Source organism: Actinokineospora xionganensis (genome assembly GCF_014323725.1).
GTDB classification, from domain to species: Bacteria; Actinomycetota; Actinomycetes; order Mycobacteriales; family Pseudonocardiaceae; genus Actinokineospora; species Actinokineospora xionganensis.
On sequence record NZ_JABVED010000003.1, the window covers coordinates 347,105 to 364,830 of the forward strand.

General features: G+C 69.1%; 12 protein-coding genes and 1 tRNA gene. 3 read left to right on the top strand and 10 right to left on the bottom strand.

Annotation, left to right across the window (positions count from 1 at the left end; genetic code table 11):
* From GPZ80_RS33640 to GPZ80_RS07955, 5 genes are all read right to left on the bottom strand, one after another.
* Complete coding sequence (locus GPZ80_RS33640) at nucleotides 1–2,424, bottom strand: glycohydrolase toxin TNT-related protein (RefSeq protein WP_187219541.1); 2,424 nt, start codon at nucleotides 2,422–2,424, stop codon at nucleotides 1–3.
* Between the two features lie 40 nt (nucleotides 2,425–2,464).
* Nucleotides 2,465–2,923 carry a hypothetical protein gene (locus tag GPZ80_RS07940; protein ID WP_187219542.1) on the bottom strand — a complete coding sequence of 153 codons (459 nt, stop codon included), beginning with the start codon at nucleotides 2,921–2,923 and terminating at the stop codon, nucleotides 2,465–2,467.
* Complete coding sequence (locus GPZ80_RS07945) at nucleotides 2,923–3,366, bottom strand: hypothetical protein (protein ID WP_187219543.1); 444 nt, start codon at nucleotides 3,364–3,366, stop codon at nucleotides 2,923–2,925. The genes GPZ80_RS07940 and GPZ80_RS07945 overlap by 1 nt, the downstream gene beginning before the upstream one ends.
* Nucleotides 3,367–3,406: 40 nt before the next feature.
* A complete protein-coding gene (locus GPZ80_RS07950) occupies nucleotides 3,407–3,832 on the bottom strand; it encodes a hypothetical protein (protein ID WP_187219545.1) in 426 nt (141 codons plus the stop codon).
* A 98-nt stretch (nucleotides 3,833–3,930) separates the two neighbouring features.
* Entirely contained in the window at nucleotides 3,931–7,644 is a 3,714-nt protein-coding gene (locus tag GPZ80_RS07955) for a DUF8616 domain-containing protein (RefSeq protein WP_187219547.1), read from the bottom strand.
* 1,399 nt (nucleotides 7,645–9,043) lie between these two features.
* On the opposite strand from GPZ80_RS07955, the gene GPZ80_RS07960 reads away from it, so the two are divergent.
* Nucleotides 9,044–9,688, top strand: coding sequence for a hypothetical protein (locus GPZ80_RS07960; protein WP_187219549.1), 645 nt, complete (start codon nucleotides 9,044–9,046; stop codon nucleotides 9,686–9,688).
* Here the strand turns inward: GPZ80_RS07960 and GPZ80_RS07965 are convergent.
* From GPZ80_RS07965 to GPZ80_RS07985, 5 genes are all read right to left on the bottom strand, one after another.
* Entirely contained in the window at nucleotides 9,594–10,427 is an 834-nt protein-coding gene (locus GPZ80_RS07965) for a WXG100 family type VII secretion target (protein ID WP_187219551.1), read from the bottom strand. The two genes, GPZ80_RS07960 and GPZ80_RS07965, sit on opposite strands and share 95 nt — an antisense overlap.
* A gap of 21 nt (nucleotides 10,428–10,448) precedes the next feature.
* On the bottom strand, nucleotides 10,449–10,931 hold the full coding sequence (locus GPZ80_RS07970; RefSeq protein WP_187219553.1) for a YbaB/EbfC family nucleoid-associated protein: 483 nt from the start codon (nucleotides 10,929–10,931) through the stop codon (nucleotides 10,449–10,451).
* Between the two features lie 85 nt (nucleotides 10,932–11,016).
* A complete protein-coding gene (otsB, locus tag GPZ80_RS07975) occupies nucleotides 11,017–13,545 on the bottom strand; it encodes a trehalose-phosphatase (RefSeq protein ID WP_187219555.1) in 2,529 nt (842 codons plus the stop codon).
* Between the two features lie 15 nt (nucleotides 13,546–13,560).
* Complete coding sequence (locus GPZ80_RS07980; RefSeq protein ID WP_187219557.1) at nucleotides 13,561–15,006, bottom strand: alpha,alpha-trehalose-phosphate synthase (UDP-forming); 1,446 nt, start codon at nucleotides 15,004–15,006, stop codon at nucleotides 13,561–13,563.
* 87 nt (nucleotides 15,007–15,093) lie between these two features.
* Nucleotides 15,094–16,494, bottom strand: a complete 1,401-nt coding sequence (locus tag GPZ80_RS07985) for a threonine/serine exporter family protein (RefSeq protein ID WP_376771655.1) — start codon at nucleotides 16,492–16,494, stop codon at nucleotides 15,094–15,096.
* A 107-nt stretch (nucleotides 16,495–16,601) separates the two neighbouring features.
* Here GPZ80_RS07985 and GPZ80_RS07990 point away from each other — a divergent pair.
* Nucleotides 16,602–16,674 (top strand) — tRNA-Thr (locus GPZ80_RS07990).
* A gap of 99 nt (nucleotides 16,675–16,773) precedes the next feature.
* A complete protein-coding gene (locus GPZ80_RS07995) occupies nucleotides 16,774–17,634 on the top strand; it encodes a DUF4253 domain-containing protein (protein ID WP_187219559.1) in 861 nt (286 codons plus the stop codon).
* The last annotated feature ends 92 nt before the right edge of the window (nucleotides 17,635–17,726 follow it).

The following is a 17,726-nucleotide window of genomic DNA, read 5'->3' on the forward strand; positions in this document are numbered from 1 at the left end:
TCATCCAGGCATTCGTCCCGCCGCGATGAGGTCGTTGCCGGGCAGTTCGATGCTCATCTCCCCGCCTGGGTTGACCACCAGCGTGGCGTCGGCCAGCAATGGCAGGAGGGCGCGGCCGTCGGCCTGCATCGTTGCGGCGCCGCCGCGTGGGGCGTAGCGGGGAGATGAGTAGACGACCAGGAAGCGCCTTCCCTGTCCGTCGACGCCGACGCGGAGTTTGTCCGGGCTGTCGATGTCGAGGATGAAGGGGCTGCCCAGCGCGGCGCCGAGGATGCGTTCGTGGGGCAGCCATCCCGCGGCGATGAAGTTGAGCACCAGCTCGAACTCGGTGCGTGGTTCCGGGAAGCCGCGTTTGCTCGGGCCGGGGCGGTATTCGTCGTTGATGTAGGTCTCACCGGTCAGCTCGCCCGTTTGGTCGACCTTGTACGCGCCGAGCAGTGCGAAGTTCGGGACGCCCTCGATGTAGCGGGGGTCGACCTCCGGGTCGGCGCACCACACCCAGCCGCCCGGATTCCGGCGCCCCTCCTCGCGCATGCCGTCGGTGATCGGCGGCAGGGTGGGAGGGCTCGGCGCCTGCGGCGGAGCCGAGATCTCCACCATGTGGCCGCTGGCCAGGTACTCGCTGATCGGTTTGGGCACCAGGTACAGGCGACCACCCGCCTCAGCGACGGCGGTGAGGACCACCCACGTGTCGCCGACCAGCCGGTAACGATGGTATTCGCGTTCGGCGTGGTCGGCGGGCAGCCCGCGTTGTTCGAACGGGGTGTCGGCGAGGAAGACCAGGTTGCCGTCGGGCGTGCCGTAGCGGTCGACCTCGACGTCGGCGGGTGCCTGGGTCGACATGACCTGGGTGAAGTGCTCGAGTGACGGGTCGAGTTCGGACACCGTGTCGTACGGGGTCTGCCACCAGTGGATCTCTTCGTCGAACTGGTACTGAAGGTCCCGGTGACCGGCGACGAGTTGGCCCGCGAGGTGGGCCGCCGCGTTCCGGACGTCGCCGAACCGCGTGCTGGACCGAGTCGAGTCCCCGTCAGCCCAGTAGACGACGAACCAATCGCCATCCGGGACCAGACACCACGTCTGGTCCCTGTGGTAACCCCACGAGTAGTGCCTGGGACTGATCGCGAACCGCGAGACGACGTGGAACAACGGGGCGTGGGCTTCCTTCATGGCCTCAGCGACGCTGGACTCGTCCCATGGCCTGCCCATCGCCAGCGCGGCGGCCCGGCTCATCGCGATCCTGGGCACCTCGACCGGCAGCTCGTACCCGTTCTCCCGGATGTGGTCGACAAGGTGCAGGACCGGCGGGACGTTGTGTTCCCGCAGGTAATAGGCGACCGCGCTGGGCCATACCCAGCGACCGTCGGTATGAAAGCCCATCGGGACCGTCGGCTCATCGCCGTCGCCGAGCAGGTCGTCAGTCAGCCCACGCGAGGACAACACGAGCGGCGCGTTCTCGAGGTAGTGCAGGACCGCGTCGAGTTCCATCGCGCTGACCTGCGGGCGGTACCAGGCGGGCCTGCCCGCGGCGTCGGTTCCGTCGAACAGCCGGACCAGCTCAGTGCGGCCGCCGTTGTCCGCCGGTCGTTCACCTGACACCACCCGCTGGATGCCTTGCGCGCGAAGCCTTTGCTGTATCCCCAGCGCGGCCTCCAGCTGCCACGGCGCGATCGCGTAAGGCCCCCGGGGCAGTGCCCGCAGGTCCTCGGTGACATGTCGGAGGTGGGCGAGGTCGGTCTTGCCGACCTGCCAGGACGGCCCAGCCTGGGGGTCGCCGAACGCGTGCGTCCCAGGGGTGCCCTGCGTGAACTCGAACTGAGCCGTGGACCAGACACCGTCGGCAGGGCGGTAGCAGCGCATGCGCAGGCGGTGCAGCCACTGGCTGACCATGGCAGGGGGCGACCACGCCCGGACCTCACCGTCGGCGAATACCACCGTGGCGGCCAGTTCCATCCGCGCCACGGTCGCTGTGCAGCGGAGGGACAATTTCACCCAGCCACGGGGAGCGCGCTCCGCGATCGCCGCCATCGTCGCGTCGAGCACCGCTGTGAAGTCGGGACGTGTCGAGTTGCTGACCACGACCGCGGGGAATCGGGGCCACAGCGGCCCCGGCATCGGCGGCATGCGGCGAAGCTGGACGAGCGACGTGTCGGCTTCCGGTGCCACATAACCCGTGACTGGGTCAGCGTCTGCGACCAACTGGTTGCCGCCGTCGGCGAGCCGGAACGTCGCGATGCTGAACACCGACTCGAACAGCGACACCTGGGCCTGTTCGACCGTGCGGCCGTCGTCCAGTCGGACAACCGGGTCACCGGACTCACGCGTGGGGTCATGCGCGAGGTAGGCGGTTGTTCCCGGCCCGTACTCGAACCGGAACGCCTCGTCCCGGTCAACCGCGATGTCGAAAGGCACTTGCTCGCTCACGTGCTCTGTTCCTTGTCAGCTGTTCGCTCAACGCCTGTCATCACCAGTCACCGAATTTTTCCTCATCGGCGCTGGTCCATCCCTGGGAGCCGACTCCGCCGAGTCCGTCGTCGTATCCGCGGGCTGCTTTGCGTTCGGCGGCGCGGTCTTCAGGGGTGGGTCGGTACCACCGGAGCCCGGTGCGGATGGTTATTAGATCGACCAGATAGTCGCTGATATCCACTCGGTCATATTCGACCTGGTCGCTGCCGTCCGGGGCGTAGAGGAACCCCTTCTCGGCAACTTCGCCGACGAGTTTGGCTACGTCCTTACCGCCGATGCCAGACACACCAACAATGGATATTTTGAGGCCAAAGACGTACGCGACTTCTGCGCGCCCCCGTTGGAACTCACCTCGGGCGAAGGTGCAGTTCAATGCTTGTCCGACGCGTGCGGCGACGTGCTCCAACTCCTCGTCGGTATCCAACCGGGCGCTGAAATATATCTTCTGTCTCTTCATTACCAGTCGCCGAATTTTTCTTCGTCGGCGCTGGTCCATCCTTGTGAGCCGACTCCGCCGAGAAAGTCGTCGAATCGGCTGGCTGCTTTGCCTTCGGCGGTGCGGTCTTCTGGGGTGGGTATGTACCACTGCAATCCGGTGCGGATGGTGAGTAGGTCGACTAGGTAGGCGCTGATATCGACTCGGTCATACTCGACTTGGTCGCCGCCATCCGAGTCATAGAGGAAGCCGTCCTCGCCGACGTTGCCTACGAGTTTGGCTACGGCTTTGCCGCCGATCCCAGACACGCCCGCCAATGAGATGCGGAGGCCGAAGACGTCCGCTACTTGTGCGTACCAGCGTTGGTACTCACCTCGGGCGAAGGTGCAGTTCAATGCTTGTCCGACGCGCGCGGCGACCTGCTCCAGTGCCTCGACTGGCACCGGCGTCTTCTCGATATCCACCCGAGCGCTGAAATATATCTCCTGTCGCTTCATCATTTTGTTACCAGTCGCCGAACTTTTCTTCGTCGGCGTTGGTCCATCCTTGGGTGCCGATTCCGCCGAGTATGTCGTCGTATCGGCCGGCTGCTTTGCGTTCGGCGGCGCGGTCTTCTGGGGTGGGTTGGTACCACTGGAGCCCGGTGCGGATGGTGAGCAGGTCGACTAGGTAGGCGCTGATATCCACGCGGTCATACTCGACCTGGTCGCTGCCATCCGGTGCGTAGAGGAAGCCCTCCTCGGTAACACTGCCCACGAGTTTGACTACATCCTTGCCGCCGATGCCATACACCCCCACCACCGAGATTTTGAGACCGAACACATACGAGACTTGTGCGTACCCCCGTTGGAACTCGCCTCGGGTAAAGGTGCAGTCCAATGCTTGCCCTACGCGTGCGGCGACGTGCTCCAACTCCTCGTCGGTGTCCACCCGAGCATTGAAGTGTATCTTTTGTCGCTTCATCTGAACTCTTTCCGTGGTTGAAGCATGCGTGCTGGAAAGCGGGTGCGCGTGGGCATCATGGAATTTTACCAAGGCTGCTCCGAGCGAAGGGCGATCACAGACTCTTCGATTCCCTTGACATGCGGGAAAGCCCGCTTGAGTGCTTGGCCGATCTGCTTACCGAGACGGACGAGGTCTTCCGGATCCTTGTCATCGGGCATGATTTTTATATTGTCGCTGTCCAAACCCGGATAAGTACTGTCAATTTCGTTGAAGGTTTCCTGGTCGACTACTACGTAGAGGTCGACATCGAAGTCGTAGGGGTCGAAGCGGGTCTTCCCTTTGTGTGGGCCACGCCAGCCGGTCTGCATGCTGCCGATGTATCCGATCTCGTGGCCGCGGTAGCGGAAGTCGGCGATCACGTTGTTGATCGTGGCTTGCATCTCTCGGAACGAAGCCTCCCAGGCCGCCGTGCCCTCCCGATCCATGGTGGCCCCCGCGTTGCCCTCGGCCAGGGCTGGGTCGCCGGTCGTGGCCGCGAATCCCGCCAACTCGTTCATGAGGTTCTCGGCATCCGCTGCAAACCCTCGGATCAACCCCTCAGCCCGGAGTCTTCCTTCTGGCGAGAGCGCGTACTCGTCCTTCTTCTTCGGGAAGAGGTCGTCCCACAGTGTCTTGAATTGCTTGGTCTGGCGGGACTGGAGGTCGCGGACGCGGTCAGCGTGTTCCGTTCCGAAGCGTTCTCGGGTCGTGGGGTCGGCGGTGTGGAGCATGTAGCTGCGGAAGTTGTCGATGCCGATCCAGGCGCGGCGGAACTCGGGGGTGCCGGGCAGCTCACCCGCGAAGCTGTCGGCGAGTTCGGTGGCCGCGGTGCTGTCGAGGTTAAGGGCGTCCTGGAGGGCGGCGGTGGCGGCGCCGACGTCGGCCGCCCTGCGGGGATCGGGGCGGTCCTCCAGCCGGGTCACGGCGCGGGTCAGGCGGTGCGTCGCCGCGCGGGCTTCGAACATCGCCCGCACGGGCGCGGGCACGGTCGGGCCGCCGTTGCGGGCGTAGGCGTTGGCGAAGTCGTCGCGGAGCTGGGTGATCGCCGCCGGAGACAGCCCGAACTCGGAACCGAAGTGGCCGATGCGCTGGGTGAACAGCGCCACGTCGCGAGCCGGTGTGCCGATGGGGCTGCCTGCGGCGTCCATCGACTGGTGCAAAGTGGGGGCGTCGATGAGCGTCACGCCCGCGTCCGCGTCCCAGAGGAAGTTGCCCAGGTGGGCGTCGCCATGGGCCAGGCCTGCTGGACCCGGGTCGGCCATGGCGTCGGCGATGGTGGCGTCCATCGCGGCGTCGATCTGGTCGAGGTCGATGCCGAGCCGATCCAGGATCGGCCGTCGGGCATCCAGCTCGGACAGGTGGTCGCGGATCGCGTCGGCGTGCGGGTTCAGATAGGCCGGTGATGCCGGGCGGTCGCCTCCACGGTGCAGTTCGGCCATGCCCTCGGCGACACCGGTGACGGCCCGGCGCAGATCGTCCATCGCCCTGTCGCGGTCCCAGGCCAGCGGGACCCGGCGGAGCAGGCCGTCGACCGGGTCGCCCGGAGCGAGTGCGGAGAACAGCGCACCGCGGCGCGTGCCGTCCGGGCCGGGCACCGAGGCGACCGCGAGGACGTCGGGCACACCGAAACTGGTCAGGTTGGCTTGGTGGAGCCGATCCGCTGCCGACAACTCGCTGGCGAACTCAGCCCCGTCCGGCACGACCTTGACGTAGCCGACCGGCTCGCCGTCCACCAACACCTGGTACACCGGGCGGGTGGTCCGGGCGCGACCCTCGTGGCCGCCGACCGGCTCCAGCGTCACGTCGCCGTCGAACACCGTCGCGACCAGCTCGCCGATCGAGTCCGGTGAGTCGTCTCGCAGGCTCGGCAGCCCGTTGAGCAAGTCCGCCACCGCGTCAGGGTCGACATCGCCGGTGTCGGTGCGTGTCAGCGCCGCCGCCTGGCGGGCCGCGTCGACCGTGTCCTGGGCACGGCCGTCGGTGTGGCGCAACGGGTCCGTGGACTGCTCTGACCCGTCGGTCGACTGGCCGGGGCTCTCCCCGCCGCGTTGCTGTGCCTGGGACTGGTGGGGCGGTTTCTCGCCAGGTCGTTCGTCGGCGCCGTCGTCGTCGCCTCGACGCGCCGCTCCCTTGGGCGCTTGCTGGGGAAGATCGCCCTTGCCGTCCGTCCCCCAGCGCGGCGTGTGGCCGGGCGGGAAGGGGCTTTCGTCGATCTTCCTGCTGCCATCCGGACCGAACGTGTGCCATTCCCCGTTCGGCGGCCACCCCGGTCGAACGCCGGGCCCTTCGTAGCTGTTGCGGGATTGACTGGCGAACACATTGCCGGCGTAGTCGACCCAGGCGTCCGTGGTGGGTGCGATGACCTCGACCCCGGTCTTCTTCGCCAGTTCCGCGGCGAAGCCGTCGGGCAGCTTCCCGGTGCCGCAGCCGATCAACAGGATCGGTGTCTCCCCGTCCCAGTCCGGGTTGGCCCGCATGATGTCGGCGACATCGTCCGCGGTGAGGGTGGACCTTCCTGCCTTGACGTGTCGTTCGGCTCCGTGCATGTCGATGACGTAGGCGCCGGGGATCGGCGCCACCTGGTTGGCTGTGTGCCGTTCGTTGCCCTCAGAGCGGTCGAAGATCGACATGCCCGCGTCGGTCTTCTGGATGTGCTCGCGCACCTTGTCGAGCCGCTCGTCGGACAGTTCGCCGATTCGCTGACCGAGTGGGCGTTCGGGCTTCGCCGCCTGGTCGGCGCGTTCCCGTGCTCGCAGTTGCTCGGCGCGCCGCGTGGCCGCATCCGCTGCCACTTTCGCCTCGTGCTCTTGCCTTTCCTGCTCCCGCCGTTCCAGAGCCGCGCTGCCCTCAGGCCCGAATGACTGGCCGTCGGACGCGTCGGAGGGCCGCATGGGCGCTCCGGAAGCGGCGACTTGGGGCGGTACGCCAAACGAGGAGGGGCGTCCCTGGTCGTAGAGCGTTGTCGGGCGGGGCTGGTTCGCGCCGGGTGGATGGCCGAAGCCGTTGGGGGACGTCCGTGCCGGGGCGGATGCCTGGTTCGCTATGGCATTCGCGGGCGACCCGGTGGCGTTCGGCTGGTGTGGTGTCGTGCGCCCGGGCGACTGTGCGGCCGGTGGCTGAGTGGGCGGGGTCCGGAAGCCTTCCGCGTCGCGGTGGGCCCGGTCCGGTTCCCTGGGTGACTCGTCGCCGAGCCGCGGTGAAGCCGAAGACTGTTGGTCACGATCTGTTCCCTGGCCCGCGGTGCGCTGGTCGGGTTGCGCGGTCGGCGTCGGATCGGCGGGCTTCTGGTTGCCGATGAAGTCCGGGTTGGGCTCGAACGGCCCGTCCACATACCTGCCCGGGGGACCGCTGTCATAGGAGACCTTGTGCCAGCCCGCGACGTATCGCCAGTCGATGCCGCCGGGAAACAGGACTTCACTTTCCCCGCGGCCCCGGTCACCGGCCGCCGCCATGGTCGGATCCGTGAGGATGCCGCCCGGGGCCTGGATGACGTAGAGCCTGCCGGAACCTGTTTCCCCGCGGCCGACCTCTGCCTCGGTCGACGTGCTGACGAATCCGTTCTGGTCCCCGCCGACGTGTTTCCTCAAGTCCGGGTTGGCGGAGTCCCAGGGGCGGAATCCACCATCTGCCTTGATCTGTTCCGGTGAGCGCCGATCCCCGCGGTAGAGGACGTTCTCCTTGTCCTGCCAGCCGTCTTCGGGTCGCACGAAGATCTTGGGCACGCCGTATTTGGCCGGGTCGGTGTGTTCCAGTGGCACTGGTGGCAGACCATCGGCTCTGGGTGCGGGAGCCTGCGCAGGGGGCTGGACGTTCGCCGGAGCGCCGTCGTGACGGGCGGGCCCGGAAACGTTGGCGGGCGGGCCATAGTTGCCGGGTGCCCCAGGATGCGGGCGCGACTCGGGTCGGCCCTGACCGAACGGTGGGCCTTGAGGACGCGGCGGCGGGTGATACCCGCCAGGCCTTGGCGGCATTGGTTGCCCCGGCGGGCCACCATAGGGCGGGTTGTTGTATCCGGGGTTCGGAACACCCGGGTTGACCGGTCGCCCAGGAGCCGGTTGGGCGTATCCCAGGCTGGGGTTAGACGGATGGGGGGCACGGGCGGGCGGTGTGCCTGGCCCGGGCGGGGCATAGCCCCGCTGTGGGTGCGGTCCGCCCGGTGGCGTGCCGCGACCAGGTTGCGAAGGTCCTGGGTACGGCCTGCCTGCCGGTGGCATGCCGCGGCTCGGTTGGCCGGATCCCTGCTGTGGGTGCGGTCCGCCCGCCAGTGGTGTGCCCCGACCCTGCTGCGGAAGCCCCTGCAGCGGGTGCGGTCCGGCGGTGGGCGGCATGCCGCGGCCAGGACCATGCCGCGGATGGGGTGCGCCTGCTGGGGCGGTGCCCCGGCCCGGCTGGTTCGGGCCCGCGGGTCCGTGGTGCGGCTGCCCGCCCGCGGGAACGCCGGGTCCGGAGTGGTTGCGCATGGGTGGCCTGTCGAGGCCCGGCCTGCCACTTGGCGGCGGGGAGCCCGGCGAACCAGAACCGGTGCGGTGTGGGGGATTCCCACCGTGGGGATGGCCGGTCAGGCCCGGCGCGCTCTGCGGTCGGGGCCCGGGCGCCGCTGGTGCGCTTTGGCCGGGTGGGCCGGTGTTCGCGGCAGGTGCCACCGGGTGAGTTGGTCTGCCTGTGGTGTGTGCGGGGGGCGGGCTACCAGCGCCTCCACGACCTGTGCCCGGGTTGGCGGGGCCGCTCGGGAATCCGGGGGCTCCTTGGCGTGGCGCGGCTGGGCCTGCGGGGGTTCCTGGCCTGCCCTGCTGCCCGGCGGCATTCTGCGCGGCTGAACGGGCCGGCCCCTGCGGCGACCCACCGCGCCCTTGTTGACCGGTCGCGCCAGTGGATCCCGGTTGAAATCCGCCGCCCGCCTGCCGCGGTGGCGCGCCTGCCGGGGGCGTTCCCTGCCTGCCCGCTTGGCCTGCCGCGTTCTGCGGAGTCGACTGTCCCGCGGGTCCGGAGGTGGGACCGGCCTGGGCGGGCGCACGGTTCCCGGTGCTCTGGGTCGGACCGGAAGTCGGGGTGGCCGCTGGGCGGGGACCATTTCGCGGATCACCCGCGGGTGGACCGCCGCCGGGGCGGGAACCGCCTGAAGGCGTCGTCGCCTTGTTGATGTTCGAGGTGGGCCCAGTGGAGTTGGCCGTGGCGGCGTTCGACTGCCCCCCTCGCACGGTCGGCGAACTCGACGGGCGGGCCGCGTTGCCGCTGCTGCCGGATTGCCCGGTGCCGCCCGACCCACGCGAGACCGTCGGTGACGAACCTTTGCTTTCGATCCCGCCCAGCTTCGACGCCGCGGCCTGGTCCGTTCCCCGGGTGGCCTGTGCCGTCGCCTTGGTTTTGGCGCCGGCGTTCTCCGCCGCCGTGGCTGCCTTGTCCGCGCCGCTGCGCGCGGTGGCGATCGCCTCATCGGCCCGTCCCATGGCGACCTGGCCGAACACACCGGCGCTGCCTGAGCTCGCGCCGATGTTCAGCTTCGCCGCCACCCCGTCGCGGAGTTGGCTGCTGCGGGCGGCGATCCGCCCGCCCAGCGACTCGACGGAGTCGGCGTTCATCCCGACGCCGCGGCCCCCGCTGACGCCCGGCGAAGAAGACCCGCTCGACGACGATGACGACGGCCTGCCGCTGTCGCCGCCGTGGTTCGTCGTCGAAGGTGAGCTGTCGTTCCCCCTGCGCCGGGCCATCAGGCGTTGGCCGGCGGCATTTCGTAGGGCTGGACCGCGTCGTAGGCCGTCTTCGCGTAGTCGCCGTAGTCGGCGAAGCGCTCCAGGCCCTTGATCAGGCCCTGCATTTTCTCGCCCAGCGCCTTGAGTCTGCCGCCCATGCGGGCCATGGCCGCGGTGAGCTTGGACAGCTTGCCCGCGATCTTCGTGGCCAGCATCGCCGCCCGGGTCCCCGCGTAGCCCGCGAAGGCGGCGATGGACGAACCGAAGGTGACGGCCGCCGACGCCGCGGCGATCAGCGCGGCCGCGATCAATTCGCCGATCAGGTCGGAGATCATGTCGAACACCATGGCGCGCAGTTCGCAGACGATCGCGCCGGACAACGCGTAGATCGCCGCCGTACCGTCCATTGTGGACCCAAGCGCGTCGTACTCCGCCGCCATCTGGTCCATGTTGGCGCGGAACGCGTCGCTTGCCTCGCCCGACCAGTCGTCGACCGAGCCCATGTCCTCACGGTGCTCCTGGGCGATCATCTTCATCTCCAGCGCCGCGGACTTGAGTTGGTCGACGTTGGCGTTGATCTCGTCCGGGTTGCCCAGCAGCGCGTCGAGCGGCTCGCGCAGGAAGCTGACGTGCTCGAGCAGCCAACCAACTCCCGCCGACGCGATCCCGGCCAGTGGGTTGGCGGCGAACCCCACCGTCTCCACCACCAGACCCGCGCCGCCGATGGCGACGTCGAGAAAGTCCGGCCCCTCGCCTTCGGCGTCCGCCGTCAGCGACTGGACGAACCCGTCAACGCTCTCGACAATGCCCGCACCACTGGACCACGTGGTCGAACTCGCTTCCTCGGACACGCACTACCCCCCAGACCCGCGCTACTTCTTGAAGATCGCCGACTCGTCGCTGAAATCGCCGTCGTCGAGCGAGTTCACGCTCGGATCGGGGCGACGCGGCCTGGCCCTGGGCGGCTGCGGCGGCGGTTGCATCTCCTCGATGAACCCGGGCCGGTGACGTTCCGGCGCCACGGGCGCCTCTTCCTCCGGCGGCACATACTCGGTGATCGCCCGCAGCGTCTCCGAGCCCGGCCCGTGCGCCGCCTCGAACACCTCGGCCACCTTCGACGCGGCCGAACGCTGGGCCTTGCGGGCCACCACCATGAGCTCCGCCGCCAACGCCGTGTGGGACTTGCCCATCGCCGCGGGAGTCAGACGGACATCGGTCAGCGCGCCGTTGGCCGCGACCGCCACCGTGATGGCGCCGTCGTCAGACGAAGCCGAGGACGCCGCACCGGCCAGGCCGTCCTGGACCATGGCGGCCTTGGCCTGTGCGGCGGCGATCTTCCCCTCGAAGTCGCGCATCCACTCTTCTGGCGATTTCACAGTCCCCCCAGGTATCCGGAACAGGCTGCCATACCCGGCAGCGTGACCGCAGGCGAAATGCCGACTACGCGGAGAGAAGCTGCGCGCACCTGATCAGACCGAGATGCGAGTACGCCTGCGGGTGGTTGCCGAGGGAACGCTCCGCGATCGGGTCGTACTCCTCGGGCAGCAGCCCCGTGGGCCCGGCCGCGTCGACGATCTGGGCGAACAGGTCCTCGGCCTCCGGGCGGCGGCCGGTGAGTAGGTACGCCTCGATCATCCACGCCGCGCACAGGTGGAAGCCGCCCTCGTCGCCGGGCAGGCCGTCGTCGCGGTGGTAGCGGTACACAGTGGACCCCGAACGCAGCTCCGCCTCGATCGCGGTGACCGTGGACTGGAAGCGCTCGTCGGCCGGGTCGACCAGGCCGACCATGCCGATGAGCAGCGTCGCGGCGTCGAGGTCGGTGCCGTCGTAGGCCGTGGTGAACGACTTGACCTCGTCATTCCAGCCGTTGGTCAGCACGTCGTGGGCGATCTCGGCGCGCAGGAACTCCCAGGAGGGCTCCGGCTCGCGGCCGTAGGTGGCGGCAAGGGCCAGGGCGCGGTCGATCGTCAGCCAGCACATGACCTTCGAGTACACGTGGTGGCGCGGGCGGTGCCGCTCCTCCCAGATGCCGTGGTCGGGCTCGTGCCAGCGCCGGGTGACCGCTTCGGCCATGGCGCACACCATGCGCCAGTCGTCGTCGGTGAGCTTGCCGCGCGCCTCCGACAGGGCCACGACAAGGTCGACGACGGGACCGAAGACGTCGAGCTGGACCTGCTGGTTGGCGAGGTTGCCGACGCGCACGGGCCGGGAGCCCGCGTAGCCGGGGAGGGTGTCGATAACCGCTTCCGGGCCGAGCGTGGTGCCCGCGATCGTGTACAGCGGGTGCAGCCGCTCCGGCCCGGGCAGTGTGGCCAGCACGCCGTGCACCCAGCCGAGGAACGCTTCCGCCTCGGCGGTGGAACCCAGTGACACCAACGCTTTCGCCGTCATCGACGCGTCGCGCAGCCAGCAGTAGCGGTAGTCCCAGTTGCGGATGCCGCCGATCTCCTCCGGCAGCGACGTCGTCGCCGCGGCCATGATCGCGCCGGTCTCGCTGTGGCACAGGCCGCGCAGCGTGAGCGCCGAACGCGCCACCAACTCCTTCTCGACCGGCGGCAGCACCAGCGTGTCGAGCCACTGCGACCAGTACGCCCCGGAGCGTGCCTTGCGGTCGGCCTCAGGGATCTCGTGCGGGTCGAGGCTGTCGGTGCCGCAGCGCAGCTCCAGCACCACTGGCGCGTCCACGCTCGGCTGGATCACCGCGCGGGCGGTGTCGTGCATGCCGTCGGAGGTGATCTCCCAGCTGACACCGGGGGCGCGCAGGGCGATCGGGTCGGACGTGCCGAGCACGCGCACGCCGTCCGCGGAGGCGTCCAGGCGCACCTGGACCTGGCCGAACTCGGGCCGCGGCGCGAACTCCACAACCGCCGGGGCCGTGCCCGACACCACACGGACCAGGTCGGTGCGGTGGGCGTCGGTGAAGTGGTCGAGGTAGTCGGTGACGAGCAGGCCCGACCAACGGGTCTCGACCGTCATCGTCCCGGGCAGGTAGCGCTGGCCCAGTGGCAGGCCGCCGCGCTCCGGGGTGACCGAGAAGTGGCCCGCGGCCGCGCCGCCGAGCAGGTCGGCGAAGACGGCCGCCGAGTCCGGCTCGGGGTGGCACATCCAGGTGAGGCGGGCGTCCGGGGTGACCAGGGCGACCGACCGCTCGTTGGAGAGCATCGACAGCCGCTCGATCGGCACCGCCTGCTCGCCGTAGAGCCAGTTTCGGCGTTCCTCCAGGACCATGGCGAGCACGGTGGCGACGTCGATCGGGTCGGCGATCCGGTACATGGCAAGGCTTTCGCCGTCACCGACCTTGACACCGACGTCCGGGCCGGAGAGCCGGGCGAACGCCTTCTCGTCGGTCACGTCGTCGCCGACGAAGATCGCCGCCGTGGCGCCGACCTGGTGGCGCAGCACGTCGAGGGCGTGGCCCTTGTCGGTGTGGATCACCGCCAGCTCGACCACGGCCTTGCCCTCGGTGACCTGCACGCCGTCCCAGGTGCACGGGCCGGAGCGGACCACGGCGAGAATGCGCTCGGCCACCTCGGGCTCGGCCCGGCGAACGTGCACGGCGATGCTGGCGGGCTTGACCTCCAGCTGCACGCCGGGCGCGCCCTCGACCAGCCGTTCCAGCTCCGCTTCGACGCGGGTGTGCAGCGCGCGTGCCTCGGCGTCGAGCGCGTGCACGAAGCCCACGTCGAACTCCGAGCCGTGGCTGCCGACCAGGTGCACCTCGGACGGCAGCCGCGACAGCGTCGCCAGGTCGCGCAACGCGCGCCCGGAGATCACCGCCGTGGTCGTCTCGTGCAGCCCGGCGAGCGAGCGCAGCGCGCCCACCGACTCGGTGTGCGGCCGTGCTTTTTCCGGATCCTCGACGATCGGCGCGAGGGTTCCGTCGTAGTCGCAGGCGACCAGCAGTCGCGGTGTCCTCGCGATCTGCACGATCGCGCGGCGCAGGTCGGCGGGCAGGGACTCGGCGGTCAACGCCTTCTCCTGGGGCTAGGGGCTCTGTTCAGGACTCAGGGCGTCGAGGAATGATCGAGCCCACCGGTCGACGTCGTGGGTCAGCACTTGACGCCTCAGCGCGCGCATCCTACGACGACCTTCAGCTGGATCGATCGTGAGGGCCGCATGCATGGCGTTCTTGACTCCGTCAAGGTCGTGCGGATTCACCAGGAAGGCGCTCGTGAGCTCGGCGGCCGCACCTGCGAACTCCGAGAGCACCAGCGCGCCGCCGAGGTCGTGGCGGCAGGCCACGTACTCCTTGGCGACGAGATTCATGCCGTCGCGCACCGGCGTCACGAGCATCACGTCCGCGGCGGAGAAGAACGCGGCCAGCTCCGCCCGGTCGACCGACTGGTGCAGGTAGTGCACGACCGGGCGGCCGACCCGGGCGAACTCGCCGTTGATCCGGCTCACCACTTGCTCGATGTCACCGCGCATGCGCTGGTAGTGCTCGACCCGCTCGCGGCTGGGCGTCGCGAGCTGCACCATGGCGACGTCCTGCGGGTCGATCCGGCCCTCGGTCAGCAGCTCCTGCAGCGCGTAGAGCCGCAGGTCGATGCCCTTGGTGTAGTCGAGGCGGTCGACCCCGAGGATGATCTTCTTCGGATTGCCCAGGTCGGCCCGGATCTGGGCCGCGCGGGTCACGGTCTCGCGCTTGCGGGCCAGCGCGTCGAGGCCGTTGGAGTCGATGGAGATCGGGAACGCGCCGACGCGGACCGCGCGGTCGCCGACCTGGATGACACCGGGCCGGGTCCGCACGCCGACGGCGCCGCGGGTCGGTTCCAGGCCCAGCAGCCGTCTGGCCAGCCAGAGGAAGTTCTGCGCGCCGCCGGGGCGGTGGAACCCGACCAGGTCGGCGCCGAGCAGGCCGCGCACGATCTCCGCGCGCCAGGGCAGCTGCATGAACAGCTCGGTGGGCGGGAACGGGATGTGCAGGAAGAACCCGATACGCAGGTCGGGCCGCTGCTCGCGGAGCAGCGCGGGGGCCAGTTGGAGCTGGTAGTCCTGGATCCACACCGTGGCGTTCGGCGCGGCGACCTTCGCGCAGGCGTCGGCGAAGCGGTGGTTGACCTTGACGTAGCTGTCCCACCAGCCTCGGTCGAAGACCGGGGGAGCGACAACGTCGTGGTAGAGCGGCCACAGGGTGGCGTTGGAGAAGCCCTCGTAGTAGTCGCGGACCTCGTCGGCGGTGAGCGTCACCGGGTGCAGGCGCAGCCCGTCCTCGGTGAACTCGTCGACCTCCACGTCGGCTACGCCGGGCCACCCGACCCACGCGCCGGTGTTCTTGCGCAGGAACGGGGCGAGCGCGCTGACCAGGCCGCCGGGGCTGTGCTTCCAGCGTTGTGAGCCGTCCGGCAGCCGCTCTAGGTCGACCGGGAGCCGGTTGGCGGCGACGATGAAGTCGGCGCCGTTGTTGCTGGGGGCGTTGTCGCTGCTCACGCCTGGCGTGCCTCCTTGGAAGCCGGTGCGGGAATGCCCGAATTCCAAGGCTAGTCACTCCGCGCCGTCACCGCGTGGTGCGAATGTCTATGACTCGGTGTGACGTTTGTTGGGTTGCAATGGGCCGGATAGCCGGGGCCCGGCGAGCCGCCGCTCCAACCGCCCGAGCTTGGTGCGCACGGGTTGTGCCAAGTATTCGCCGAGCACCACCCCCGCTGCCAGCGCCAACGCGATGGCGGCGGCGATCATCAGCGTGGAAAGGCCCGCGGGGGACCGCTCGATCGCCAGTTCGTACAGCGCACGGTAGGTCGGAAGGCCGGGTAGCAGCGGCACCATGCCGGAAACCGCGACGATAAGCGGCGGCATCCGGAACCGGCGCGAGATGACACCGCCTGCGAACCCGATCACCACGGCCGCCCCGGCGGAGGCGACGATCGACCCGGCCCCGGCCAGGACCAGCCCGCCGTACCCCGCGGTCCCGACGCCGCCCGCGACGGCCGCGACCAGCACCGCGCGCGGCGGGGCGTAGCTCGCCAGGGCGAAGCACCCGGCGGCGGCGGCCCCGGCCAGGGTCTGCACCGGCAGGCGCAGGGCCGAAGGTGGCAGTGGGTCGGCGAGCGGCGTGTCCGGCAGCCCGAACGCGACGGCGATGTTCAGCGCGATCACGACGCCCGCGATCAGGCCTGCGGTCATGAGCGAGTTCTCCATGGTGCGGCCCGCGGCGGTCACGTTGAACCCGGTGATGGCGTCCTGCACTGTCGAGACCACGGACAGGCCGGACAGCAGAACGGTGATCGCCGCCGCCACGAGCACGGTGGGTCGGACCGCGGGAAAAAGCCCGCTCGCGAGCAGCGCGAGAGCGCAACCCGTGGCCAGGGCGCCGCCCAGGACCTGCTGGAAGAAGAACGGAAGGGCCCGCCGGTTGAGCATCCGGCCCACCCGGTCGATGAGCCCGGTGATCATCGCGGCGAACAACGCCATCAGTGGCGCCCCGCCGATGAAGATCGTGACCGCGGCGGCCAACCCGGCGTACGACGCGGTCGCCACCCAGCGCGGATAGGGATGCTCCGCGGAGTTGAGCCGGTTCAACTCGGCGTGCGCGTCCTCCACCTCGATCCGCCGCGCGGTGATGTCGCGCACCAGCTTCTCGACCGCCGCCAGCCGCGTGTAGTCCAGGCTGCGGGTCTGCACCACGCGCAGGGTGGTCACCGGGGAAAGCTCGGTCCCGCGATGACAGGCCACCGTGATCGACGTGAAGATCACGTCGACCTCGCAGTGCGGAAGCCCGTAGGCGTTGGCCACCGCGATGATCGTCGCGGTCACGTCGGCGGCCCCAGCCCCCGACGACATCTGCACCTCGCCAATCCGCAAGGCAAGATCTAAAACGAAGTGGACCGTCCGCTCCTCGGGGAGCGCGGGCCCCTGAACGACTATCGGTTCAACCGTCGGCTCCGCGACCACCTGCCGCCGAGCCCGCGTGAATCTCACGCTTCGACCACCTCCACGTGTCTGCACTCGACGGTTGCCGATCAAGGCCCACTCCGCAACCGGGTGGCGTGTCGGCTTAGGATTGGGCGGACACCGCGAGGTGTCGTGCCGGTGTAGCTCAATTGGCAGAGCACTCGCCTTGTAAGCGAAAGGTTAGGGGTTCGATTCCCCTCACCGGCTCAAACGAAGATCAGCAGTCCTGCATCGACCTCTTTGCGGCGTTCGTGGCGGGACTCCGGTGGCCCTCGGCCACCGAAGTGGCGGGGCTAGCCTTTCCAGGTGATCGCACATCCGCCATTGCCAGCCGAGGTTCAGGTTCTGTTCGTAGATGGGGATGCGGTTGGGCGGACGTTGTCGGTGCCCCTGCCGCCTGGCCAGGCCGTCGTCTCTGACGAGGGCAACGGTGACGGACCTGTGCTCTGGCTCAGTGCGAGATCGCCCGAGTCGGGATTGTGGGCCCGACTGCGCGCCGAGCACGGTCGTTCGGGGTTGTGGCCACTGTTGCTGCAGGCTCACGACGTTGATGATGACGAGTTTCGGCCTTGGGGGGCCGGTGAGTTGTTTCCGGCAGGGATGTCCAAACCACAAGGGCATGATCCGGCCGCGCTTCTCGCGGGGTGGTGGGCGGATCATACGACGGTCGCCGAAGACGTCGACATGCTCCCTCCGGCCGAGAGACTGGCGGTCACCGCCCCGTACGGTCGCGACTGGCCCGGCCTGGCACCGAGCGCGGATAGGGGCAATGACCCAGATCGCGTCGCCGACGATCTTGCCGACGAACTGCTTGCGGTTTTCTCGAAGCTTCGTTTGGGATTGGTGGCCGCAGACCGTGGCAGCGACGCGTTGACCGTTGCCGGGTGGGTCGGTCCGCTGAATCACACGAACGACACCGCCGAGATCTCAGCCGTCGTGGCGGATTGGGAGCGTCGCTTCGGTGTTCGTGTAGTCGGGGTTGGTTTCGCGACTCTCGATCTCAGTGTCGCCGCACCGCCGACTACCCATGAGCAAGCACTTGCCGTGGCGGCAGAGCATTTCGCCTTCTGTCCGGACAACGTCTGGCAGGGTCGAGAGCCCTGCACATTGACCGCATATGCCGAACGGCTCGTCGGGGAGCGATCTTGGTCGTTCTGGTGGGATTAAACCGCTGAGTCCGGCCGTCCACAGACTGTGTGGACCTGGCGGATGAAGCCCGGGGCTGCTGTCCGGCCCGGGATCGGGCTCGCCGGCAGATC

What these genes read in the sequence shown, in the direction of transcription:
- GPZ80_RS07940 (WP_187219542.1), bottom strand. Translation starts at nt 2,923, where the DNA reads ATGAAGAGACAGAAGATATATTTCAGCGCCCGGTTGGATACCGACGAG.
- GPZ80_RS07970 (WP_187219553.1), bottom strand. Translation starts at nt 10,931, where the DNA reads ATGCGCGACTTCGAGGGGAAGATCGCCGCCGCACAGGCCAAGGCCGCC.